This window comes from Agrobacterium sp. CMT1 (assembly GCF_037203725.1).
Classification (GTDB): domain Bacteria; phylum Pseudomonadota; class Alphaproteobacteria; order Rhizobiales; family Rhizobiaceae; genus Agrobacterium; species Agrobacterium pusense.
Map to the genome: position 1 here is coordinate 227,594 of NZ_JBBCAR010000018.1, position 24,460 is coordinate 252,053.

Genomic DNA, 24,460 nt, shown 5'->3' on the forward strand with positions numbered 1-24,460 from the left:
CGGCCGTGGCGGAGATAAAGTCCCATGAATTCGAGCGCTTCGCCGAGAATCCGGCGGAGCGCTTTCGCGTTTTCGTACTCTACGGGCCGGATCGCGGTCTCGTATCAGAACGCGCAACCCTCATCGCCAAAAAGACGGGGATAGATCCCGACGACGCTTTTGCGTCGCTGAAATTGACTGCGTCCGATCTCCAGGGCGACCCGGGGCGTTTGCTGGATGAGGTGAACGCCATTGGTCTTTTCGGCGGCGAGAAACTTGTCTGGATCAAGGGCGCGTCAGCTGAAAAGGCGCTGGTGGATGCCCTCCAGATTCTGGCGGAAACGCCGCCGGAAGCGAGCTTTCTCATCATCGAAGCAGGCGACATCAAGAAGGGCACGGGGCTGCGCAAGATCGCGGAACCGGCTCGATCCATCGCAGCCATTCCCTGTTACGCGGACGATGCGCGCGCACTGAACGCGTTGATAGACCAGGAACTTTCGGGCGACAATTTGCGTATCGCGCCTGCCGCGCGGCAACGGCTTATCGAATCGTTGGGGGGCGACCGTATCGCTTCACGAAACGAAATTCGCAAGCTGGCACTTTATTGCCGCGGCGCAGAGGTAATCGAGGAAGACGATGTCCTGGCCATCATCGGTGATGCCAGTACGGTTTCAGCCGATGACGCCGTTGACGCCATCCTGAAGGGTGACAGAAACGCGTTTTTTCATGCCACTCAGAAGATCATTTCTTCCAAGACGCCGATCTTCCTCGTGCTTCAGGGGTGCCTCAAGCAATTCCAGCTGCTCGATCAGATGCGCGCCGAGATGGACGAGAAAAAGCAGCAGGCCGGTCAGGTCATGCAGACGCTTGGACGCCATATCCATTTTCGCCGGAAACCGGTCATCGAAAGAGCGCTACGCACATGGCAGCCAGCGGCGATCGCGCGCGAGATGAACCGACTGCAGGCGGCCATCCTGCAAAGCCGCCAGCGTCAAAGTCTGGAGGAAAGCGTGGCCCTACTGACACTATTATCCACCACGCTGCAATCCGGCCGCGGCGGATAAACAAAAGCCCTCGTGCAGACGAGGGCTTTTCAAATGTTAGTGCGAGACCGTCGCAAATCTGCGGTCAGTCGCCCTTGCCGGGCTCAGCAGAGAAATAAAGCTCCAGCTTGCCTTCGACACCATCCATTTCCTTGGCTTCCGGCATCGGGTCGCGCTTGATGGTGATGTTCGGCCAGATCGCGGCATATTCCGCATTGAGCTTCAGCCACTTGTCGAGACCCGGCTCCGTATCGGGTTTGATGGCCTCGGCAGGACATTCCGGTTCGCACACACCACAGTCGATGCATTCGTCGGGATTGATGGCGAGGAAATTTTCGCCCTCGTAAAAGCAGTCGACAGGGCAGACCTCAACGCAATCGGTATATTTGCAGCGGATGCAATTGTCGGTCACGACATATGTCATGATGAACTCCAGAATATGCAGGCCGGGTCTTTGGGCTTCGGAACACAAGCCGTCGCCCGGAATTCAGACAGGGCAATTTCGCAAGTGACGTAATGCCTTTGCTTGCAGATAGCAAGGATAAACAATTCTGAAAAACGGGGCTGACTTGGAGGTTTATTCTAATCTGTACTGCCGTCGCTGTCGGACAGAAACCTGTCGAGCGCTCTGCGCTCCTTTTTCGTCGGGCGTCCGCTGCCCGGCTGGCGCATTGCCTGCTCAAGGAGTGTCAGCCTGTCGGAAGGCTCCTTCGGCGGCGTCTGATCGTCATAGAGAAGTCTGGCTTCTTCATAGGGGCCGCGCCGCGTCCCGCCCGACTTCACCACCACGACCCTGTCCATCCGCTCGAAGCTTATTTCCAGCCTGTCGCCGGGCTTCACCGCATGACTGGGCTGGCGGACGACGACGCCATTGATCTTCACCTGTCCCGACTGAACGTAGCTCTGGGCGAGCGAACGGGATTTAGCCATGCGGGCAAAGAACAGCCACTTGTCCAGACGCTGGCGCGTGCTTTCCAGTGGCTGTTCGCTGTTTCCCATAGGCTTACTTCTTCAGCTGCTCCTTGAGGGCAGCGAGCTTTGCGAAAGGCGAATCCGGGTCCAGCGGCTTTTCCTTGCGCGGTGGCTTGGCCTCGAAACGCTGCTGGCCCTGCGGCTTTCCGCCACGGTCGCTGCGCTCCGGCCTGTCCTTGCGCTCGCCACGATCATGACGATCATTATTGCGGTTGTTGCCGCGATCGGGACGGCCGCCGTCACGCTTGCGCTCGCCCTCGCCGCCACGATTGGCTGCATCGCGATTTGCCCCGTCGCGATTGTCACGACGGCCTTCGCCGCGTCGCTCGCCTTGCTCGCGCGCTGTCTGCTCACGACCCTGGCCACGATTGCCGGGACGACGGTTTTCACCACGCTGGTTTTCATTGCGGCCACCCGGACGCCACAGAAGCACGGGCTTCGGCTCGGCGGCCTCACCGCTTTCCGCCGGAGCCGCTTCATTTGCAGCAGCCTCTTCACCGGCGGCTTCCGCGACCGGCGCCTCGGTAACGTCGCCTTCCACAACAGCAATCGTTTCGGAGGCCTGCTCTTCGGAAGCCGGCTCGTCCTGCTCGGTCTCAGCGCTATCCTCTTCGCCCGCCGTCGTTTCTGGGGCAGCCGGCACAGTGGCGCCTGCCTGGCTGGCGAGGAAGGCCTGCGCCTCTTCCGCCGTCACCTGATCGGCACGGTAACCGAGGCCCTTGAGGATTTCTTCCATGTCATCGAGCGTTGCGCCGAGAATGGAAAGCATCGCGGTCGTCGTCGTGAAACGACGGCCATCATAAGCACCTTCGGGACGCGGCTGCTGGCCGGGCTTCCACTGCAGCAGCGGACGGATGAGATCAGCCAGACGCTCGAGAATGTCGATACGCACCGCGCGCTTTCCGAGGAAACGGAAACCGGCAAGCTTGTAGAACATGCGCTCGTAGCTGGCATCCGTAACGACCGAGGTGCGGCCTGCAGCCAGCACGGGAATAAGGTCGCCATAACCCGGTTTGCCAAGACCATCATTCTTCAAGGCCCAGAGCAGCGTCACAAGTTCTGCCGGAGCAGGCTTCAGGAGCGCAGGCAAAAAGACATGATAGGCGCCGAAACGCACGCCGTAACGTCGCATGGAAGCACGCGCGTCCTGATCCAGCGACTTCACGTCTTCCGCGACGTCACGACGGAACAGCACGCCGAGATTTTCAACCAGCTGGAAAGCGAGACCCTTTGCGAGACCCTGAAGGTCTTCCGCGCGGGAGATATCATCCAGCGGCTTCAGCACGGTTGCGATCTGGTGGTTGACGAAACGCTCGATCCGCGCGAGCGCGTGATCACGGGCATTACCGCTCAACTGCTCGTCGGCCAGCAGGATCACCCGCGGCTTCATGATATTGTCGCCGGCCGAAAGACGGGCAACCGGCTCGCCCAGCCAGCGAACCAGACCATCGGAGCTCAAAGCGAGATCGCCATTTCCACTGGCGTGCAGACGCGCGGCACGCGCCTCGTATTCGAGCGCGAGCGCCTTCTGCGCCGCAGCCTGCACGGCCTTCTGATCCGGCCCTTCCATTCCCGGCACCGGCGTGAACCGGAACCCGGCCAATTGGCCGACGTGATGACCTTCTACGAAGACATCACCATTTACACTGATTTCAGCTTCAAGCATCGCATTCTCTCTCAGGCGCCTCATGAGCACAGATGTCCTGCGATCAACAAAGCGTTTCGTCAACCTTTCATGTAGCGCATCGGACAATCGATCCTCGATTTCCCGAGTCTTTTCTTGCCAGTGTGTCGGATCGGCAAGCCATCCTGGGCGGTTCGATACATAAGTCCATGTTCTGATCTGCGCAATCCTCGCAGACAAGGTATCGATCTCTCCATCCGTGCGGTCGGCGCGACGCACCTGTTCGGCCATGAAATCCTCGTTCACCGTCCCGCGCTTGACGAGGTCGAAATAGAGCGTGGAGATCAGATCCGCATGCTGCGCCGGGGCGATACGGCGATAGTCCGGAAGCGCGCAGGCCTCCCAGAGCTTTTCCACCCGTTCATCGGTCGTCGTCACGTCGATGATTTCGGGATAACGGGACAGATACTCAAGCGCCTGCTGGTCGATGGCCGGCAGGGCGCGCGAAAGCCCCTGGATCGCCGGCGCAGCGTCAAGGCTCGCACGCAGATTGGCGATAGAGGAAAAATCGAAGTTTTTCGTCCGCCACTGCAACACCTTCACCGCATCGAACTGATGCGTCTCGATCCGCTCCACCAGTTCGTGATCGAACGGGTCGACACGGCCTGTCACCCCGAAGGTGCCGTCACGAAGATGGCGGCCGGCGCGGCCGGCGATCTGGCCGATTTCGCCCGGATTGAGATTGCGGAATTGATAACCGTCGAATTTTCGGTCCTGCGCGAAAGCGACGTGATCGACATCGAGGTTAAGGCCCATGCCGATAGCGTCCGTCGCGACCAGATATTCGACATCGCCGGACTGATAGAGACCCACCTGCGCATTGCGCGTGCGGGGCGAAAGCGCGCCTAGCACAACGGCCGCGCCGCCCCGCTGGCGGCGCACCAGTTCGGCAATGGCATAGACCTCATCGGCGGAAAAAGCGACAATCGCCGTGCGCTGCGGCAGGCGGGTTATCTTCTTCTGGCCGGCATAAAAAAGCTGCGACAGACGCGGTCGCTCCACCACGGTAATTCCCGGCAGCAGCTTTTCGAGGATCGGGCGCATCGTGCCCGCCCCCAGCAGCAGCGTTTCCTCCCGACCGCGCAGATGCAGAACCCGGTCGGTAAAGATATGCCCGCGTTCGAGATCGCCTGCCAGCTGCACCTCATCGATTGCAACGAAGGCGGCCGTCGTTTCGCGCGGCATGGCTTCCACTGTGCAAACGGAATACTTGGCTTTTGGGGGTGAGATTTTTTCTTCGCCGGTTATCAGCGCCACATTGGGCGCCCCCACCTTTTCGACCAGACGGGTATAGACCTCGCGCGCCAAAAGGCGCAGCGGCAGGCCGATGACACCGCTGCCATGCGCCACCATACGCTCAATCGCGTAATGGGTCTTGCCGGTGTTGGTGGGGCCGAGAACGGCCGTGACACCGCGGCCGCTCAGGATCATGGGGCGAAAATTCAACGTACTATCCGCGAATCGACTTCATCTGCTTGGCGTGCCACCCACATCAACGGTATGGGCCGCACGCACCACACATGGCAACGCCTGCCGACAAAGGCAATAGGCCTCGCCCGCAAAGTGCTACAAGGCAACCAGTCAACGAAATTTTCCATTTCGATTCAGATAGTTGAACAAGAAAAAAGAATCCGGCGAAAATGAAATCGATTCGGCTGCGGAACAGTCTGCGAACGAATCGAATACGAATCGCTGACTCCTCGTGATTCAGCTTTTGTTCTCCGCAATATCTGGTTGGCGAAGTGACGGCCTCTACCAGATTATGAATCCGGATAAGTCCTTGGCCGGCTTCGGCATTACGGTAAAACCGCCAGTCGGAAAATCCGGGAATCGGCTGTCAAGCGCCAATCCCGGAAAAGCCGTTCCGAAGCCAGCACCACAAGCCGAGATCAGAGTGCCTCACCGGTGAGCAAACGCGGCGCATTTGCATCCGTGGTACCGGCGGCCTGGCCAATGAAATAGGATTTGAGACCCGGCAAACGATCCACCACGCCGAGACCGAAATCGCGCATGATGCGAATGGGACCGACATCATTGGAGAACAGCCGGTTCAGCACATCCGTGGTCACCCCCATCCGCAAGGTGTCGAACCGGCGCCAGGACTGATACCGCTCCAGAACATTGAGGGAGCCGATGTCGAGGCCAAGACGGTCAGCTTCAACCACGGTTTCGGCCAGAGCCGCCACATCCTTGAAACCGAGATTGAGGCCTTGACCCGAGATCGGGTGAATACCGTGCGCCGCATCACCGGCGAGCGCGAAACGCGACGCGACGAAGGACCGTGCCAAAGTGAGACCAAGCGGAAAGGCGCGCCGGGGACCGACAGGGCGGATCGTGCCGAGCTTGTGGCCGAACCGGCGCTCAAGCTCCTCCTCGAACACCAGGTCGTCGGCGGCCACAAGCCTGTCGGCGTCGGCGGTGCGTTCGGTCCAGACAAGCGAAGACCGGTTTCCCTTCAACGGCAGAATGGCGAAGGGTCCGGATGGCAGGAAATGCTCCTCGGCGCAGCCTTCGTGCGGTCGCTCATGCTCAACGGTCGTCACGATGCCCGACTGATTGTAGGCCCAGTGTACCGTCTTGATGCCAGCCATATCCCGAAGAGCCGAGCGAACACCATCACAGGCAATCAGCAATCGCGCTTCGAGCATCGATCCTTCGGAAAGGTGAATAGCCGTCGACTGCGGTCCTGCAGTAAAATCGGAAACACTGAGGCCGTGGCGGATTTCTATGCCCAGGCGTGCGCAAAGGCCCCGCAACGCGCCTACCAGAGCGACGTTTGGAACCATATGGGCAAAGGGCCGGCCCTCTTCCACCCCGCCGTCAAACGTCAGGAACACGGGACGTACCGGATCGGCGGTTTTCGAATCGGTAACGATCATCTTGTGGATCGGCTGGGCTTCCGGCTCGATCTCGTTCCAGATGCCGAAAACATCGAGCATGCGGGTAGCCGCTGCGATAATGGCGGACGCGCGAACATCCTTTGCCCAGACATCCTCAGGAGCGGCTTCAATTACCTGCACATTCAGATGCGGGGCCGCCTGCTTGATTGCCACAGCAACGGAAAGACCGACATATCCGCCGCCTGCCACCACAACGTCCAGCATCGCGCTTCTCCTCAAATCTTGTGCATGCATCATCGGCGCACTATAGACCATGTGACGTCTTCCTACAGCCGGAGCAGGCCGAAAAAATGTCGCATCCCTTGCAATCGTCAGACCCGATGGCAAATCTCATCGCCACGCTCGATCTTGAGAAGCTGGAAGAGAACCTTTACCGGGGCGAAAGCCCGCAGATCGGCTGGCAACGGGTTTTTGGTGGTCAGGTCATTGCACAGGCCCTGATCGCCGCGCAAAGAACCGTGGATGACGATCGCTTCGTGCATTCGTTGCACGCCTATTTCATGCGTCCCGGCGACCCGCTGGTGCCCATCGTCTACCAGGTCGAGCGTATCCGCGATGGCGCCAGTTTCTGCACCCGTCGCGTGGTCGCCATCCAGCACGGCAAAGCCATTTTTTCCATGTCGGCGTCGTTCCAGATATTCGAGGACGGTTTTACCCATCAGATCAGGATGCCTGATGTGACGCCGCCTGAAAAACTGATGAGCGAGGAACAGATGCAGGCGGCTTTCCTCGCAAAAGCGCCCGCTTCAATCCGCAACTACTGGAGCAACAAGCGGCCGATCGAGATCAGGCCGGTCTCGCTGACCCACTACATCTCAAAAGAAAAGCTGGAGCCGCAGCAGGATATCTGGGTCCGTGCCGTTGGAAGCGTACCTGACGATCCGCGCCTGCAATCCGCCATTCTCGCCTATCTCTCCGACATGACGCTGCTGGACACCTCGCTCTATGCCCATGGCACGACGATCTTCGATCCTTCGATCCAGGTGGCAAGCCTGGACCACGCCATGTGGTTTCATCGTCCCTGCCGGCTGGATGACTGGCTGCTCTATACACAGGACAGCCCCAGCGCCTCGGGCGCGCGTGGTTTGACCCGTGGCAATATTTTCACCAGACAGGGTGAACTGGTCGCCTCCGTGGCGCAGGAAGGTTTGATCCGCAAAAGGGCAAATGATTAAATAAAGTGCGTTTTCCAAAAATCGCACATTTTATAGACGCAAAATTCGCCGACAAATGCCCCTTTTTCAGACGTCCGTCATATAAACATTACATTTCAATAAGTTAGTTACACACTCAAAACTGGCACGCCCTTTGAATGTATGTCCGCAGTCGCTGTTACTGATCTGCCAGCGGCAGGAGAGTCGGCTCCGTGCCGAGGACAAACAAAGGATGGGAAACCAGATGAAAATTGTGATGGCCATTATCAAGCCGTTCAAGCTGGATGAAGTGCGCGAAGCACTCACCGGCGTCGGCATCCAGGGCCTGACCGTGACCGAAGTAAAGGGTTACGGGCGCCAGAAGGGACATACCGAGATTTATCGCGGCACGGAATATGCGGTGAGCTTCCTTCCCAAGCTAAAGATCGAGATCGCTGTTCCATCCGACGTCGTGGACAAGGCCGTCGAAGCGATCGCATCTGCGGCAAAGACCGGGCAGATCGGCGACGGCAAGATCTTCGTTTACTCAATTGAACAGGCCGTGCGCATCCGTACCGGCGAAACCAACACAGAAGCGCTTTGAAGCACGGCTGACAGGGGAGTTTTCTAGCTATGCAACTCAACAAGTTTTTGACGCTCGGCAAGCTGGGCGCAACAGCGACGGCCCTGATGGCCCCGGCCATCGCCTTTGCCCAGGATGCAGCGCCGGCCGCAGCCGCAGCGCCTGTTCCGGAAAAGGCCGACACAGCCTTCATGTATGTCGCCACCATCCTCGTGCTCTTCATGATCCTCCCGGGTCTGGCGCTGTTTTACGGCGGTCTCGTCCGCACGAAGAACATGCTCTCCGTTCTCATGCAGTGCACGGTCATCACCGCTGTCATGATGCTCATCTGGGTCATCTACGGTTACTCTTTCGCCTTCGGCGGCGGCACCGGCCCTTATTTCGGCGGCTTCGGCAAGCTTTTCCTGTCGGGCGTTTCGCTTGACAGCACCTCGGCAACCTTCTCGCAGGGCGTCGTGATCTACGAATACACCTTCATCGCCTTCCAGATGACCTTTGCGGCCATCACCCCGGCGCTGATCATCGGTGCCTTCGCGGAACGCGTGAAGTTCTCCGCCGTCATCCTCTTCACCATCCTGTGGGCCACCTTCGTGTATTTCCCGGTCGCCCATATGGTCTGGGACGCAAACGGCCTGATCTTCGGCATGGGCGCTCTTGACTTCGCAGGCGGTACGGTCGTCCACATCAATGCCGGTATCGCAGGCCTGATCGGCGCGATCATGGTCGGCAAGCGCACCGGCTTCGGCAAGGACATGATGGCTCCTCACTCCATGACGCTGACACTCGTCGGTGCAGCCATGCTGTGGTTCGGCTGGTTCGGTTTCAACGCCGGCTCCAACCTCGAAGCATCGGGTGGTGCGGTTCTCGCAACCATGAACACCTTCCTCGCAACCGCAGCCGCCATTGTTTCCTGGTCGCTGGTTGAAAGCTTCACCCGTGGCAAGGCATCCATGCTGGGCGCCGCGTCGGGCATGATCGCCGGCCTCGTTGCCGTCACACCTGCTGCAGGCTCGGTTGGCCCGATGGGTGCCATCGTTCTCGGCCTCATCGTCTCGCCGATCTGCTACTTCTTCGTCTCCGTGGTGAAGAACAAGTTCGGTTACGACGATACCGCTGACGTCTTCGGCGTTCACGGCATTGGCGGCATCATCGGCGCACTCGGCACCGGCATCTTCACCTCGCCGCTACTCGGCGGCACCGGCAAGCCCGAATTCTCCATCGCCTCGCAGCTCTGGACGCAGTTCGTGGCCGTCGCCATCACCATCGTCTGGTGCGCCATCGTCTCGGCAATCCTTTACAAGATCGTCGATGTGATTGTCGGGCTCCGCGTCCCGGTCGAAGCCGAGCGCGAAGGTCTGGACCTCGCCACCCACGGCGAAGCCGCTTACCATTCCTGATACCGGGAAAATGGGGTTCTCCATCCCCATTCCCAAAAGAAAGGCCCGTTTCGACGGGCCTTTTTCTTTGCCGCCAATCTGCCGTAACGCAACCGCTTCAAAGCAGAAATCCGCTCAAACGCTCACCCTAAAACGCTCTGGCATCCTCAAAAAACCGCATGGTTAACACGACATTAACCAGCTGGCGGTTAGTTTTCCCTGTCAATCCGGGATCAGGCCGTGTGCCGGATCTCGCCGAAACCAAAAAATGACGGGTTCAGGGACATGGGCAGAATGCATTCTCCGACATTCGATGGTCGTCACACACGTTTTGTGCTGACGGCGTTTTTCGTGCGGCAGATTATGGCTCTGGCCGGTTTCGCTCTGCTTGCCACGATTGCACTCGGTATCGCCGCGCTCGCGACGTGGAATGTGGCGGATCCGAGCCTGTCCTATGCCACAGGAAACCAACCAACCAATCTCCTGGGCTACGGCGGCGCGATCTTCGCGGACATCGTTATGCAGTTCCTCGGGCTTTCGGCCATCATATCCCTGCTGCCGGTCATTGCATGGGCGATCGCCCTGATCGCCGGCCGCAAACTGCAGCGCATACCCGCCCGCCTCGTGGCCTGGATCGCAGGCGCGATCGTCTGCGCCGCGTCCCTCGGCTGCTTTCCGGCTCCCGTCACCTGGCCGCTGCCGAACGGCATCGGCGGCGTGATCGGCGACATGATCCTTCGCTTCCCCGCCCTATTCATCGGCGCTTATCCCACTGGCACCGTTGCGACGATACTTGGGGTAATATTCGCCGCGCCGGCTGCCTGGCTCATGCTGTTTGCCGCGGGCATTGTCGGCGGTCTGGACGATGAACTGGAGCGTGAAGAACCCGCACCGGCCGTCAGCAAGGCCCGCGCCGTCCGCGAGGCGGAAGAGGACGACGAGGATGATGGCGAGGGTTTCTTCGCCAATATTCTCGCCTTCGGCGCACTGACGCACTACTGGTACATCACCCAGGCCCGTTTTCGTCGCCTGTTCGGCCTGAAGTCGAAATCGCTGCATGACGAATTCGAACACCCCTATGATTTCAACGAGTATGAATTCGGCACGCTAAACGAGCCGTCGCGCCTCAAGACTGCGATCAACCGTCTCGACCAGCGCGCGGAACCCTCTTTCGAAGAACGAACTGCATCGCGTCGCCAGATGTCTCCTCCCTCCATCGCGCCCAGTCATGAAGACGATGGGGACGGCGAGTCGTCCTTCGGTACTGACGAGGCCCGCCTGCCAAGTGGCATCCTTTCCGATGACGACATCGACCAGAAATTCACTGCCCGACAGGCGCCGGGACGCGGACAGACGAAAATAACCGCTCCTTCGGCACGCCCGAAGCCCAGTGAGCGTGTGGCACGCGAAGCACAGGCCTCTTTCATCGCCGCAGACGGTTTCCAGCTTCCTACCGTTCATCTTCTGGCGGAGCCCAAGAACATTGTTCGCGACAATACGCTAAGCGAAGAGGTGCTCGAGCAGAACGCCCGTCTTCTCGAGGGGGTTCTTGAAGACTTCGGCGTCAAGGGTGAAATCATTCATGTCCGCCCCGGCCCGGTCGTCACACTTTACGAGCTGGAACCGGCCCCCGGCATCAAATCGTCGCGTGTCATCGGCCTCGCGGATGATATCGCCCGCTCCATGAGCGCGATCGCCGCCCGCGTGGCCGTTGTTCCCGGCCGCAATGCCATCGGCATCGAACTGCCGAACCAGACCCGCGAAACCGTGTTCCTGCGCGAACTGATCGGCAGCCGCGATTTCGAAAACAGCAAAGCCAAGCTTGCCATGGCGCTCGGCAAGACCATCGGCGGCGAACCCGTCATCGCCGATCTCGCCAAGATGCCGCACCTGCTCGTTGCAGGCACCACCGGTTCGGGCAAGTCCGTTGCCATCAACACCATGATCCTGTCGCTGCTTTACCGCATGTCGCCGGAACAGTGCCGCCTGATCATGATCGACCCGAAAATGCTGGAACTGTCGATCTATGACGGCATTCCGCACCTGCTTTCTCCCGTCGTAACGGATCCGAAAAAGGCGGTCGTCGCGCTCAAATGGACGGTGCGCGAGATGGAGGAACGCTACAAGAAGATGTCGAAGATCGGTGTGCGCAATATCGACGGCTTTAACAGCCGCGTGCAGCAGGCGCTCGACAAGGGCGAAATCCTCACCCGCACGGTGCAGACCGGTTTCGACCGCCAGACCGGCGAGGCAATCTACGAAACGGAAGAGTTCGATCTGAAGCCCCTGCCCTATATCGTCGTCATCATCGACGAGATGGCCGACCTGATGATGGTCGCCGGCAAGGATATCGAAGGCGCGGTGCAGCGTTTGGCGCAGATGGCGCGTGCTGCCGGCATCCATGTCATCATGGCCACCCAGCGCCCCTCCGTTGATGTCATCACCGGCACGATCAAGGCCAACTTCCCGACCCGCATCTCGTTCCAGGTCACCTCGAAGATCGACAGTCGCACGATCCTTGGAGAGCAGGGCGCCGAACAGCTGCTCGGCATGGGTGACATGCTTTACATGGCGGGCGGCGGACGCATCCAGCGTGTGCACGGGCCCTTCGTTTCCGACAATGAAGTGGAAGAGATCGTTTCCTATCTGAAGACACAAGGGTCGCCTGAGTATCTCGAAGCGATTACCGAAGAAGAAGACGAGGACGGCGCTGGCGCAAGCCCGGCCGGCGGCGGCAGCTTCTCGGATTCCGAGGACCCCTACGATCAGGCCGTGGCCGTCGTACTTCGCGATGGCAAAGCCTCCACCTCCTATGTGCAGCGTCGTCTCGGCATCGGTTACAACCGCGCGGCATCGCTGATCGAACGCATGGAGCAGGAAGGCATTATCGGCCCCGCCAACCACGCCGGGAAACGCGAAATCCTCGTTCCCACGGAAGCAGATATCATCGAGCGCTAATCCGCAACCAAGCGGCGCCGAGAAGCGTTATTACACGCTTTCACGTCATGAAGCCGCCGCGTTTTTCGCGGACAATCGCTGCGATGAAGGAGAACAGAATGAACGACCTGACCACCGGCGAAACGGCCAATGCAAGCCCAGCGCAAAATGGCGTGACGCGGCGTGGGGTGCTGACGGCATTTTCCATGGCTGCCGTGATCGCTGGCATCTCGCCGCTCGACGCCTTTGCCCAGGCAGCCGGCAATACCGCAACGGCACAGAAGATCGCGAACCACTTTTCGTCGGTAAAAACCATGATGGGTGAATTCGTGCAGTTCGGCCCGCGCGGGGAACAGACCGGCGGCAAGTTCTACATCGAACGGCCAGGCAAGCTCCGCTTCAATTATGAAGACCCCTCGCCGATGCGCGTCATCTCCGACGGCAAGAATGTCGTCATCGGCAATATGAAGCTGAAGACATGGGATCTCTATCCACTGTCGAAGACTCCGCTCAGCCTGCTTCTCTCCGACAAGATCGATCTCAGCAACCAGAAGGTCCGGGATGTGAAGGAAGAATCTGACCTGACCACCATCGTCCTCGGTGACAAGAGCGTGTTCGGCGATTCCACCATCACGCTGATGTTCGACCCGAAGACGTTCGATCTGCGGCAATGGACCACGACGGACGCCCAGAACAAGGACACGACCGTCATGATCTTCAACGTTCAAACCGGCGTGAACCTCGATGAACGCGTCTTCAACATCAATTATGAAGAAGTACGCAAGCGCGGCTGACGCTTCCTGTCGATGTATGCTCTGTGAAGGCGGCTCTCAGGCCGCCTTTTTGATTTTGCCGCTAAAATACATTCCCGTTTTCATCACGATGTTATAAGCCTGCGCCCCGGAAACAGCCTTGAGGCCATGCTTCGAGGCGATAAAAGCGGAGCTCATGTATGTCGTTTTCGATAACCACCTGGAACATCAACTCCGTCAGGCTCAGAATGCCAATCGTCGAGCAGTTTCTGGTGCGTTACAAACCCGACATTCTCTGCCTGCAGGAAACCAAGTGCCCGAATGGCGAGTTTCCGATGAAGCCGTTGAAGGCGCTGGGTTACGAGCACGTGATCATTCACGGCCAGAAGGGCTATCATGGCGTCGCCATCGCCTCGAAAATCCCGCTGACGGAAGATCATCGGCAGGATTACTGCGGAATTGGCGACGCGCGCCATATTTCCGCGATTGTCCAGGTGGGATCGCGCCGCATCCGGCTCCATAATTTTTATGTTCCGGCAGGCGGCGACGAACCTGATCGCTCAATCAATCCGAAATTCGGCCACAAGCTGGATTTCATTGAGGAAATGAAGGCATTGCGTGCCGATGGCGTGCCCGGTACCTCTTCCATCCTCGTCGGCGACCTCAATATAGCGCCGCTCGAGAATGATGTCTGGTCGCACAAGCAGCTTCTCAAGATCGTCAGCCACACGCCGGTGGAAACCGAGGGTATGCTGGACATCATGAAGAAGGGCAACTGGCTTGATCTGATGCGGCTGAATGTGCCGGCGACGGAAAAAATCTATACGTGGTGGAGTTACCGCGCCAAGGACTGGGAAGCGGCTGATCGCGGCCGCCGCCTCGATCACATCTGGTCGTCTCAGGATCTCGGCCCGTCGCTTGACAGGATCGAGATATTGCGGGAAGCCCGCGGCTGGAACCGACCGTCGGATCACGTTCCAGTCACCGCCCATTTCCGGTTTTGAACCAATGCCGGACGCGGTAATCTGGCGCGCGGTCACATGAAGCGGTTCTGCAAACGGGCGGCACCGGCGGCCAGAGACGCGATATTGTCGCGAATGCGCGCCGAAACGATGTCGGCGACCTCAGGAAACTCTTCCACCAGGCGGTGAAAGAGAATGCGCGTTATCCGGATGACTTCGGAATCCTCCGCAGCCACGGCAGTAAATTTTCTTTCGCAAAGGGTAAAAAGCGCAAGTTCCGAAAGCAGGGCGCCCTTTCCGGGCGTTGCCTGCAGCACAGGCTTACCGTCCCGGCCGGCTGAAAAAAGCTCGAAATGACCTGACGTCACGGCAAAGGCGCATTCGGCAGGGGAGTGTTCGCGAAACAAGGTCTGTCCCGCCGCGACACGCCGGCGCTCTGCGCCGAAGGCGATGAGCCGCAGCTGATCATCACTGAAGCCCGCAAACAACGGCACTTGCCCCAGCAGCATGATATCGTCGGTCAAGGCCATGTCGATTGTTACTCCGGAAAACCGCCTGCGTTGCTATAGCGGTTTTCCAATATCGGCCTTCAAAACACAAGGTGCTAGAGCAATGCTCAACAACTCGGGGGGACTCCCCGGGGGTCTATCAGGGGACGATCTTGTAGCCGCCGTTCTCGGTTACGAGAATCTCGGCATTGGAAGGATCCCGCTCGATCTTCTGACGCAGCCGATAAACGTGCGTTTCGAGCGTGTGGGTCGTGACCCCGGAATTGTAACCCCAGACCTCTTCCAGCAGGACGTCACGCGTCACGACCGTGCTGCCTGCCCGGTAGAGATAACGAATGATCGCGGCCTCTTTTTCCGTCAGCCGGATTTTCTTGCCGTCTTCGGTCGTCAGGAGCTTCTGGCTGGGCTTGAACTGATAAGGACCAACGGTGAAGACCGCATCCTCGCTCTGTTCATATTGACGCAACTGGGCCCGGATGCGGGCGAGAAGCACGGCGAAGCGGAAAGGCTTTGTCACATAGTCATTGGCGCCAGCCTCAAGGCCGAGGATCGTGTCCGAATCCGTATCGTGACCCGTGAGCATGATGATGGGCGCCTTGAAGCCGCCCTTGCGCAAAAGCTTCACGGCTTCGCGGCCATCCATGTCGGGAAGGCCGACATCCATGATGAGTAGATCGACCTGCGAAGTTTTGGCGGTCTGCATCGCCTGTGCGGCGTTTGCGCCGCTCAACAGCGAGAATTCCTCATAGGGAGACAATTGCTCGGTCAGCGTCTCCCGAAGATCGTCGTCATCGTCCACGAGAAGGATAGTGCGAGCCGTCATTCGGATTCTCAGCCTTTCTTACTTTAATCGTCAGCCAATTCAGCGGTTTGCCGGTAAAAGGTCAACCCATTGCCATCACATGATGAAGTGCTATGACTTCACGTTAAATAACCTGCAAAGCAAAATCTCGTGAAAAACATGAGCAAACGTCCCGTAGAACAACGTAAACGCGCATCAACGCTCATGGTTCGGCCAGCTCCTTTGAAAATCAACCGGGCCATCGTTCAGCTCGGCCATCTCACATTTCCGGCTGCCATCGGGCGCAATGGCCGGACTGCACGAAAACGGGAAGGTGACGGAAAGTCGCCGATTTCCGTGACCCGCCTGCTGCATGGCTTTTATCGCGGCGACCGCATGTCCGCCATCACGACTGCCCTGCCGATGCAACGCACGCGGAAATCGATGCTGTGGTGTGATGAGCCCGGCAACCCCAATTATAACAGGCTGGTCAAAGCACCTTTCGCGCCGAGCCACGAGGACATGATGCGCACAGATGGCCTTTACGATGTCTGTCTCGTGCTGGACTGGAACGTCAGCTCAAGAAGCCGCAATCGCGGCTCGGCAATCTTCATGCATATGATTAGGCCGGGATATGAACCGACAGCAGGTTGCGTAGCACTGCATCCCCGCGACATGCGGCGCGTCCTGCCGCATCTGCGCAAAGGCACGAAAATCCGCATCTTGTGAATTAAGCCGGCACTTTGACAACAAAAAACCCGCCATAAAGGCGGGTTTTTTTAGAAGGAAGAGGCCGGCGATTACGCGGCTTCGTCCTGAGAATCGTCTTCTTCGACAGCCTTGCCGCGCTTGGGGCCCTTGGCAAGGTTAACTTCCACCAGGCGAACAGCCTCGGTTTCGGACATCTTGTTGACAGCGGCGATTTCGCGCGCCATGCGGTCGAGAGCGGCTTCGTAAAGCTGGCGCTCGGAATAGGACTGCTCAGGCTGGTTTTCCGCGCGGTAGAGATCGCGAACGACTTCCGCGATCGCGATGAGATCGCCGGAGTTGATCTTCGCATCATATTCCTGCGCACGGCGCGACCACATGGTACGCTTCACACGTGCCTTGCCCTGCACCACTTTCAGCGCCCGCTCGACAAAATCGCCTTCGGAAAGCTTGCGCATGCCGATGCTGACGGCTTTGGCGACGGGAACTTTAAGACGCATCTTGTCTTTTTCGAAATCAATGACAAAAAGCTCAAGCTTCATGCCGGCGACTTCTTGTTCCTCGATGGCAGAAATGGTACCGACACCATGAGCGGGATACACAATCGCTTCACCGGTTTTAAAGCCGTGATGTGCTGGAGATTTCTTCTGCTGGGTCGTCATTCGTTCTAAAAACTCCCTGTTACATACCCGGGGATGCCGGGGTTGGGTCGGTCAGGCCCTGATGAGACGGGGGAACCGTCAGGTGATTCCGCACTGGTCCAGCCATGCACGCAAAAATACACCTTCCCGCCTCGCGGGGTTCGATAACGTAAACGCTCGATATGTCACGGAAACCGCGTGCAAAAGAGGTGTTGCTTTCGTGGTGTTTTTGGGCACACAAATGCCGCGCTGTGGATCAGTGTTGTTGGTGTACCACAAAAATAGGCGCAAATCAATAATTTGCTTCAACCGTGGCCGCAACATCACATTGCGGCTCAAGAACCGCTTAAAAATTAGCCGCAAAAATACTGTCGTATGCTTCTAAACTGAGCCTCGCGAGAAAAGAAGCAAAAAAATTTCACTTACCGCCTGAAGAAACACGATAGCCTCTTAAACTCTTCGTAATTCCACGCCAATATCCGATTCGACTGAAAAGGCAAAATCCGCAAATTGGCGATGCTTTTTTATATTAAAGTGTGATTTTTGGAGGAATCCACGTCAAATGGGCTACAGAAACAATCCAAAACGCGAAAAACAGATCGAAAAAGCGCGCCAGCAGGCAATTGCCGAAAATGTCGAATTTCTTGATCCTGGTATTCTTTATGGAAGGGCAAGTGTCGACGATATAGAATATTATTCCGCCGAGATGCTGGCGGCGAGTGCCGCCCACAGTTTCCAGGCGCTTTCGCGATGGACCGGGGACACCCCTCATATCAGCATTTCCCAAGTCGAGGGTGTTTCCCCGCGGGACGTGCCGGTAACGGTTCTGACCATTATCGGCCGCAACATGCCCTTCCTCTACGATTCTGTTATGGGCGAAGTCACCAGCAGTTATCGTGGTCTTTATCTTGCCGTGCACCCGATCCTCGTCCGAGACGATGATGCGAAGGGTGGTTACCGCCTTGCCGAGCCCGATGATGATCCGGCCGGCAATATAAGTCTTATCCAGCTGCACATCGCACCGCTTTCGCAGCAGGGAGCCTCGGCTCTGGAAGAGCGGCTTCGCTTCGTGCTGAAACAGGTGGAATCGGCCTATCGCGACTGGCGGCCCATGCTGGCGAAGCTAGACGAGGCGTTGGATGAACTGTCGAAACGCGGCTCGTCGCGGCGCAAGGCCGAACGGACGGAGGCGGTCGAATTCCTCAACTGGCTTCGCAACGACAATTTCACCTTCCTGGGCATGCGTGACTACACCTATTCCGGCAAGGGGAAGAACGCGAAGATCGAGCGCGGTGACGGCGTCGGCCTCGGCAGCCTCAGCGACCCGGATGTCCGCGTGCTGCGACTCGGCAAGAATGCCGTGACGACGACACCGGAAATCCTTGCCTTCCTCGATGGCCCGGATTTCCTCATCGTTACCAAGGCTAATGTGAAGTCCATCGTGCATCGTCGCGCCTATATGGACTATATCGGTATCAAGCGCTTCGACGAGGACGGCAATGTCGTTGGTGAGCTGCGCATCGTCGGCCTTTTCACCGCCACCGCCTATACGCGTTCGGTCAAGCAAATTCCCTTGCTGCGCGCCAAGGTCTCGGAAGTCGAGCGGCATTTCGGCTTCGATCCAAACAGCCATTCGGGCCGCATCCTGCAGAACACGCTGGAAGCCTATCCGCGTGACGATCTTTTCCAGATCGAAACCGACCTTCTGATCCGCTTCATCGAGCAGATCATGGAGCTCAGCGACCGTCCGCGTGTGCGCGTGCTCGCACGTATAGACCGTTTCGACCGCTTCGTTTCGGCCATCATCTTCGTTCCGCGCGAGGAGTATAATTCCTATGTGCGCGAGAAGATCGGCGATTATCTGAGCAGGGTCTATGACGGGCATATATCGGCCTATTATCCTGCCTTCCCCGAAGGCGCCGTTGCTCGCGTCCATTTCATTGTCGGCCGCACGGAAGGCAAGACGCCCCGCATCGCCCAGGACAAGCTCGAAGATGCCGTCAGCGATATTGCGGCACGCTGGATAGATCACTTCGTCTCCCTGTCCGAACCGGGCGCACCGGTGCTGGAAGTGGATCAGGCCTATCAGGAAGCTTTCACGCCCGAAGAGGCGATCGGCGACATGCCTGATATTCTGGCCGCCGTGAAAGGCGACCCGGTCCGCATTGAATTCTATCAGCAGGAAGGCCAGCCGGCGGGAACGCTATCCCTGAAGATTTTCCACCGCGAAGGCCATCTTCCGCTTTCACGACGTGTTCCGCTGCTCGAAAATCTTGGTTTTAACGTCATCAGCGAGCGCACTTTCGATATCGGCGTCGTGGCGGATGGCGAAAAGCACGACATCGTGCTGCACGACATGGAACTATCGGTCGCGGCCAGCACGACACTCGACCTGCCGCATTACGGACAGAAACTCGAAGAAGCTTTCCTTGCTGCTTTTTCAGGAGAGGTGGACAATGACAACTTCAACCGCCTGATCCTTGCCTGCGGTCTCACAGTGCGCGAAGTCTCGGTGCTGCGCGCCTACGCGCGGTACCTGCGCCAGACCGGAATCGTCTATTCGCAGGAACATATCTCCGAAACGCTCTATAAATATCCTGACATCTCCAGGAATATTTTCGCACTGTTCAAGGCCGGCTTCGATCCATCCATCGAAGAGAAGAAGCGGCTGAAGAAACTCGCGGAAATTCATAAGGCAATCGAAGCAGCCCTGAGCGGCGTTCCCAATCTCGATGAGGACCGCACCCTCCGGCGTTACGTCAACGCCATCGATGCAACCCTGCGCACCAATTACTTCCAGAAAAATGCCGACGGCACGCCGCGTGACATTCTGGCATTCAAATTCGATCCCAAACATCTGGACGGCCTGCCCGATCCGCGCCCCTTCCGCGAAATCTTCGTTTACGGAACGGAGGTCGAAGGCGTGCATCTGCGCTTCGGCAAGGTTGCACGCGGTGGTCTGCGCTGGTCGGATCGCGGCCAGGATTACCGCACGGAGGTGCTCGGTCTTGTCAAGGCGCAGCAGGTAAAGAACGCGGTCATCGTTCCCGTCGGCGCCAAGGGCGGTTTCTTCCCGAAGAACCTGCCCGCCGGCGGCTCCCGCGACGAGGTCTTCAATGCCGGCCGCGAGGCCTATAAGACCTATATCCGCACACTGCTGTCCATCACCGATAATATTGTCGACGACGCCATCGTGCCGCCGGCTGACACATTGCGGCTCGATGGTGACGACCCCTATTTCGTCGTCGCCGCCGACAAAGGAACGGCCACCTTCTCCGATACGGCAAACGGCCTTGCCCATGAAGCCGGCTTCTGGCTGGACGATGCCTTTGCATCGGGCGGTTCGGCCGGTTACGACCACAAGAAGATGGGCATCACCGCGCGTGGCGCGTGGGAGACGGTCAAGCGCCATTTCCGGGAGATGAACACCGACATCCAGACCACACCCTTCACGGTGGCGGGTGTGGGCGATATGTCCGGCGACGTCTTCGGTAACGGCATGCTGCTGTCGGAGAAGATCAGGCTTATCGCCGCCTTCGACCACCGCGATATCTTCATTGATCCGGATCCCGATACCGACAAATCCTTCGCCGAGCGCAGGCGGCTGTTCGAATTGCCGCGTTCCAGCTGGCAGGATTATGACCGTTCGGCTCTCTCTGCCGGTGCGATGATCATTTCGCGCTCAGAAAAATCGGTGACGCTGACTCCGGAAGCCGTGGCGGCCATCGGCATCGACAAGTCAGTCGCCACACCGTTCGAAATCATGACCGCCATCCTCAAGGCCCCGGCCGATCTCCTCTGGTTCGGCGGCATCGGCACCTACATCAAGGCGGCGGTGGAAACGAATGCCGAGGTGGGCGACAGGGCAAACGACCCCATCCGCGTCAACGCCACGGAGGTGCGCGCCAAGGTCATCGGCGAAGGCGCCAATCTCGGTATCACCCAGAAGGGGCGCATCGCCTATGCGCTTTCGGGCGGGCGCTGCAATTCCGACGCCATCGACAACTCGGCAGGCGTGAACTCCTCAGACGTCGAGGTCAATATCAAGATCGCACTCGCCTCCGCCGTCAATAGCGGTCGCCTGACGATGCCGAAGCGTAACCAGCTTCTCGCCTCCATGACGCCTGAGGTGGCGCAGCTGGTATTGCGCAACAACTACCTGCAATCGCTGGCGATCTCGCTGACCGAGCGGCTGGGCCTTTCAAACCGGGAAGAACTTGGCCGCCTGATGAGCGCACTGGAGGCAACCGGGCAACTGAACCGCAAGGTCGAAACCCTGCCCAACAATGCCGAGTTCAGCGAGAGATACGCCACCGGCAAACCGCTGACCCGGCCAGAGATCGGGGTGCTCCTGTCCTATGCCAAGCTCACTTTGTTTGATGCACTGGTGGCAAGCACGCTTCCCGACGAACCCTATCTCCAGCATCTGCTGGTCGATTATTTTCCGGCCAAGATGCAGAAGAACTATGCCGATGATATCAAATCGCATCGCCTGCATCGCGAAATCGTCGCGACCGCACTTGCCAATGCCGTGGTCAATCGCGGCGGCCCCGGCTTCGTGCAGAAACTTGCCGATGCAAGTGGTCTGCTTGCGGCCGATGTCGTCAAGGCAGCGGTAATCGTTGAAGATGGCTTCGGTCTCAAACGACTGTGGAGCGAGGTCGATGCGCTTGACGGCCAGATCGGGGGCGAAGTTCAGAATGGGCTTTATGCCACGATCACGCGTATCTTCACGGATGCGAGCAGGCTCTATCTGCAAACCGGGAGCGCGGGTGCGACCCCGGGCGACATGGCGACGGAAATCGAGCGCCTGAAAACCGCGATCAAGACGCTGTCACCGGCAGCGGCGAAATATCGCCGCGAACTCGGCATCACGGAAATCGACGGGGTTCCTTCCGCTCTTCTGGAGGAACTCGATACGCTCTCGCTGCTCGTCTATGTGCCTGAAATCATGCGCATCGCCGAGAGTGCGGGCACAACGCTCGCGCGCGCCGCTGAAAGCTACGCCACCGTCTCCTCGACCTTCCGTGTCGCGCGCCTGCTGGATGCCAGCCAGCGCATCACACCGGCGGATCACTACGAGAGCCTGGCTCTCCTGCGCAGCCAGGACCAGATTTCCTCATCGAGACGCCGGATCGTTATCTCCGCCCTGACAGAATATGCCAGGGAAAAGGATCCGGTTCAGGCCTGGTATGCGGCGGATCGCGTGCGGGTCAATCGTATCGTCTCCGAACTCGGCGCACTCAGCGAGAGCGGCGATACAAACCTCGCGCGGCTCACCGTGGCGGCGGGCCTGCTTGGCGATATCGTTCAGGCACGCTGATTGGCCGCCTTTAAAAACGCCATCCGGTCACCACCCGGATGGCGCCAGACAAGACGATGCACCGGCATCGCGCCGTTTATGTCCCAATTTCCGATAGGACGATGAATGACTAGCCCAGCCCCAAATGCGCAAGCAGTCACTGCCAAACGCGGCATCTGGGGCTGGGTGATGTTCGACTGGGCGGCGCAACCGTTTTTCACGGTTGTCACGACCTTCGTTTTCGGGCCCTATTTCGTCGCCCGCCTCACCGACGATCCCATTGCGGCGCAGGCGACATGGAGCAATGTGGCGACGGTATCGTCGATCATCATCGCCCTCTTCTCCCCTATCCTTGGCTCCATTGCCGACCAGTCCGGCGCACGCAAGCCGTGGATCGCCTTTTTTGCCGCCATCAAGATCGTCAGCCTCTCTTTCCTTTGGCTTGCCGCACCCGGTTCGCCGCTCATCCTGCCAATCGTCTGCATGATCCTCGCTTCCATCGCGGCGGAGTTCTCGATCGTCTTCAACGATTCCATGATGCCGCGGCTCACCAACCCGCAAAATGTCGGGCGCATTTCCAATCTCGCCTGGGGGCTCGGTTATCTCGGCGGTATGGTGGTGCTGATCGCCGTGGTGACGCTGCTGGCGGCCAATCCACAAACCGGTGTAACCATCGCCGGCATCAAGCCTCTGTTCGGCCTCGATCCCGCAACCGGTGAGGATGCGAGAATAACCGGTCCGCTCGCTGCGCTCTGGTATCTCATCTTCATCCTGCCGATGTTTCTGCTGACCCCCGATGCTGAAAAAGGTCTGCCCTTTGCAGCGGCAATCCGCTCGGGATTGGGGGAACTGAAGACCACGTTGCGCGAATTGCGCCACCGCCCGATGCTGTCGCGGTTTCTGATCGCACGCATGCTTTATCAGGATGGCGTCAACGGCGTTCTCATTCTCGGCGGCGCCTTCGCCGCCGGCATGTTCGGCTGGGCGACGATGGAAATCGGCCTCTTTGGAATTCTGCTCAACGTCGTCGCCATCGCAGGGTGCTTTGCCGCCGGGCGAGTTGACCAGAGACTTGGATCGCGCGTCACCATCCTCATCAGCCTCGTGCTTCTGCTCGCAGCCACGCTCGGCATCGTCTCCACCGAAAAGGGCTCCACCCTGTTCGGCCTGATACACTTGTCGACGGCGGACGATGGCAGTATTTTCGCGACGGGCGCCGAAAAAGCCTATCTGTTGTATGGAGTACTGATCGGCCTTGCCTTCGGCCCGGTTCAGGCGTCGTCCCGCTCTTATCTCGCCCGCAATATCACCGTGGCGGAGGCAGGCCGCTACTTTGGAATTTACGCGCTCTCCGGACGCGCGACCAGCTTCATGGCGACGCTGTCGTTTTCCATGGCAACCTATATGAGCGGCTCTGCTCACATTGGCATGGCCTCGCTCATCCTGTTTCTGGGGTCCGGATTTCTGCTTTTGCTGCGCGTGCCGGAAAGAACGGCAAGCTGAAAGCGCGAGGCAGCAGCCGATGCGGTCTGGTCAATCCGGCATCGGCGCGCAGAGGATAGCGTCAGAGCTGGTCGAGCTTTTGCTGCAATGCGCGCAGCTGCGCCTTCAGCTCATCGATTTCGGATGCATTCGGCTTGCGGGCCTCTTTCGGCGCCTGTGGCATTGCAAAAGGCGTAAAACCCTGCATCGCCTGCCGGAACAGTTCCGTATTACGGCGGATCTGCTCTTCCATCATCTGCAATGGCGCCTGAAAATTGCGGGCGAGCGAGCCGTCACCGAAAGCCTTGGCCATATGCTCCTGCATCTGGCTCTGCTGGTCGGAAAAGGTCTTCATGGAATGTTCGAGAAATGTCGGCACGACCATCTGCATCTGGTCGCCATAATAGGAGATCAATTGACGCAGAAACGCCGTCGGCAACAGCGTATTGCCGGTTTTGGCCTCCTGTTCGACGATGATCTGCGTCAGCACGGCGTGCGTGATGTCTTCGGATGACTTCGCGTCCTGAACCTTGAAGTCTTCACCACGCTTGACCATCTGCGCCAGATCATCAAGCGTCACATAGGTGCTGGTGCCCGTATTGTAGAGCCGCCGATTGGCGTATTTTTTAATGATCGTTTCGCCGTCGTGTTTCGCCATGCCCGCCTCCTCGCGATGATGGTATTTTTTTGTTTTTTGGTGTTATTGCTCTTCCCGG

18 protein-coding genes are annotated in these 24,460 nt (G+C 58.6%); 10 read left to right on the plus strand and 8 right to left on the minus strand.

Annotation, left to right across the window (positions count from 1 at the left end):
* The first annotated feature begins 5 nt into the window (after positions 1 to 5).
* Positions 6 to 1,043: a DNA polymerase III subunit delta gene (holA, locus tag WA845_RS22255; protein ID WP_112553110.1), complete on the plus strand. Its 1,038-nt coding sequence runs from the start codon at positions 6 to 8 to the stop codon at positions 1,041 to 1,043.
* 64 nt (positions 1,044 to 1,107) lie between these two features.
* Here the strand turns inward: holA and fdxA are convergent, their stop codons facing one another.
* The 4 genes from fdxA to WA845_RS22275 form a co-directional block, all read right to left on the minus strand.
* The gene (fdxA, locus tag WA845_RS22260; RefSeq protein WP_004444038.1) at positions 1,108 to 1,446 is read right to left on the minus strand and encodes a ferredoxin FdxA; all 339 of its coding nucleotides are present in this window, start codon (positions 1,444 to 1,446) and stop codon (positions 1,108 to 1,110) included.
* Between the two features lie 158 nt (positions 1,447 to 1,604).
* Positions 1,605 to 2,021, minus strand: coding sequence for an RNA-binding S4 domain-containing protein (locus tag WA845_RS22265; RefSeq protein WP_004444041.1), 417 nt, complete (start codon positions 2,019 to 2,021; stop codon positions 1,605 to 1,607).
* A gap of 4 nt (positions 2,022 to 2,025) precedes the next feature.
* On the minus strand, positions 2,026 to 5,109 hold the full coding sequence (locus WA845_RS22270) for a helicase-related protein (RefSeq protein WP_337322583.1): 3,084 nt from the start codon (positions 5,107 to 5,109) through the stop codon (positions 2,026 to 2,028).
* 458 nt (positions 5,110 to 5,567) lie between these two features.
* Positions 5,568 to 6,905 (minus strand): ubiquinone biosynthesis hydroxylase, encoded by a 1,338-nt coding sequence (locus WA845_RS22275; protein ID WP_443111974.1) that lies wholly within the window; start codon positions 6,903 to 6,905, stop codon positions 5,568 to 5,570.
* On the opposite strand from WA845_RS22275, the gene tesB reads away from it, so the two are divergent.
* From tesB to WA845_RS22305, 6 genes are all read left to right on the plus strand, one after another.
* Complete coding sequence (tesB, locus tag WA845_RS22280; RefSeq protein ID WP_004444049.1) at positions 6,869 to 7,753, plus strand: acyl-CoA thioesterase II; 885 nt, start codon at positions 6,869 to 6,871, stop codon at positions 7,751 to 7,753. The two genes, WA845_RS22275 and tesB, sit on opposite strands and share 37 nt — an antisense overlap.
* Before the next feature lie 211 nt (positions 7,754 to 7,964).
* On the plus strand, positions 7,965 to 8,315 hold the full coding sequence (locus WA845_RS22285) for a P-II family nitrogen regulator (RefSeq protein WP_004444057.1): 351 nt from the start codon (positions 7,965 to 7,967) through the stop codon (positions 8,313 to 8,315).
* A gap of 29 nt (positions 8,316 to 8,344) precedes the next feature.
* Positions 8,345 to 9,691, plus strand: coding sequence for an ammonium transporter (locus WA845_RS22290; RefSeq protein WP_004444059.1), 1,347 nt, complete (start codon positions 8,345 to 8,347; stop codon positions 9,689 to 9,691).
* A 273-nt stretch (positions 9,692 to 9,964) separates the two neighbouring features.
* Positions 9,965 to 12,628 (plus strand): DNA translocase FtsK 4TM domain-containing protein, encoded by a 2,664-nt coding sequence (locus WA845_RS22295; RefSeq protein WP_162719095.1) that lies wholly within the window; start codon positions 9,965 to 9,967, stop codon positions 12,626 to 12,628.
* Between the two features lie 47 nt (positions 12,629 to 12,675).
* Complete coding sequence (locus tag WA845_RS22300; RefSeq protein WP_162719094.1) at positions 12,676 to 13,401, plus strand: outer-membrane lipoprotein carrier protein LolA; 726 nt, start codon at positions 12,676 to 12,678, stop codon at positions 13,399 to 13,401.
* A gap of 158 nt (positions 13,402 to 13,559) precedes the next feature.
* Complete coding sequence (locus tag WA845_RS22305) at positions 13,560 to 14,363, plus strand: exodeoxyribonuclease III (protein WP_004444069.1); 804 nt, start codon at positions 13,560 to 13,562, stop codon at positions 14,361 to 14,363.
* A gap of 32 nt (positions 14,364 to 14,395) precedes the next feature.
* Here the strand turns inward: WA845_RS22305 and WA845_RS22310 are convergent, their stop codons facing one another.
* Positions 14,396 to 14,851: a cyclic nucleotide-binding domain-containing protein gene (locus tag WA845_RS22310; RefSeq protein WP_004444071.1), complete on the minus strand. Its 456-nt coding sequence runs from the start codon at positions 14,849 to 14,851 to the stop codon at positions 14,396 to 14,398.
* A 118-nt stretch (positions 14,852 to 14,969) separates the two neighbouring features.
* Positions 14,970 to 15,653, minus strand: a complete 684-nt coding sequence (locus tag WA845_RS22315) for a response regulator transcription factor (RefSeq protein ID WP_004444073.1) — start codon at positions 15,651 to 15,653, stop codon at positions 14,970 to 14,972.
* Positions 15,654 to 15,836: 183 nt separating this feature from the next.
* On the opposite strand from WA845_RS22315, the gene WA845_RS22320 reads away from it, so the two are divergent.
* Positions 15,837 to 16,340: a L,D-transpeptidase family protein gene (locus WA845_RS22320; RefSeq protein ID WP_112553267.1), complete on the plus strand. Its 504-nt coding sequence runs from the start codon at positions 15,837 to 15,839 to the stop codon at positions 16,338 to 16,340.
* A 71-nt stretch (positions 16,341 to 16,411) separates the two neighbouring features.
* Here WA845_RS22320 and WA845_RS22325 read toward each other — a convergent pair whose 3' ends face one another.
* On the minus strand, positions 16,412 to 16,981 hold the full coding sequence (locus WA845_RS22325; protein WP_004444078.1) for a CarD family transcriptional regulator: 570 nt from the start codon (positions 16,979 to 16,981) through the stop codon (positions 16,412 to 16,414).
* A 541-nt stretch (positions 16,982 to 17,522) separates the two neighbouring features.
* On the opposite strand from WA845_RS22325, the gene WA845_RS22330 reads away from it, so the two are divergent.
* Complete coding sequence (locus WA845_RS22330; protein WP_112553104.1) at positions 17,523 to 22,283, plus strand: NAD-glutamate dehydrogenase domain-containing protein; 4,761 nt, start codon at positions 17,523 to 17,525, stop codon at positions 22,281 to 22,283.
* 105 nt (positions 22,284 to 22,388) lie between these two features.
* Positions 22,389 to 23,765, plus strand: coding sequence for an MFS transporter (locus tag WA845_RS22335; RefSeq protein WP_337322578.1), 1,377 nt, complete (start codon positions 22,389 to 22,391; stop codon positions 23,763 to 23,765).
* Between the two features lie 61 nt (positions 23,766 to 23,826).
* Here WA845_RS22335 and phaR read toward each other — a convergent pair whose 3' ends face one another.
* On the minus strand, positions 23,827 to 24,402 hold the full coding sequence (gene phaR / locus WA845_RS22340; RefSeq protein WP_004444083.1) for a polyhydroxyalkanoate synthesis repressor PhaR: 576 nt from the start codon (positions 24,400 to 24,402) through the stop codon (positions 23,827 to 23,829).
* Positions 24,403 to 24,460 lie beyond the last annotated feature (58 nt).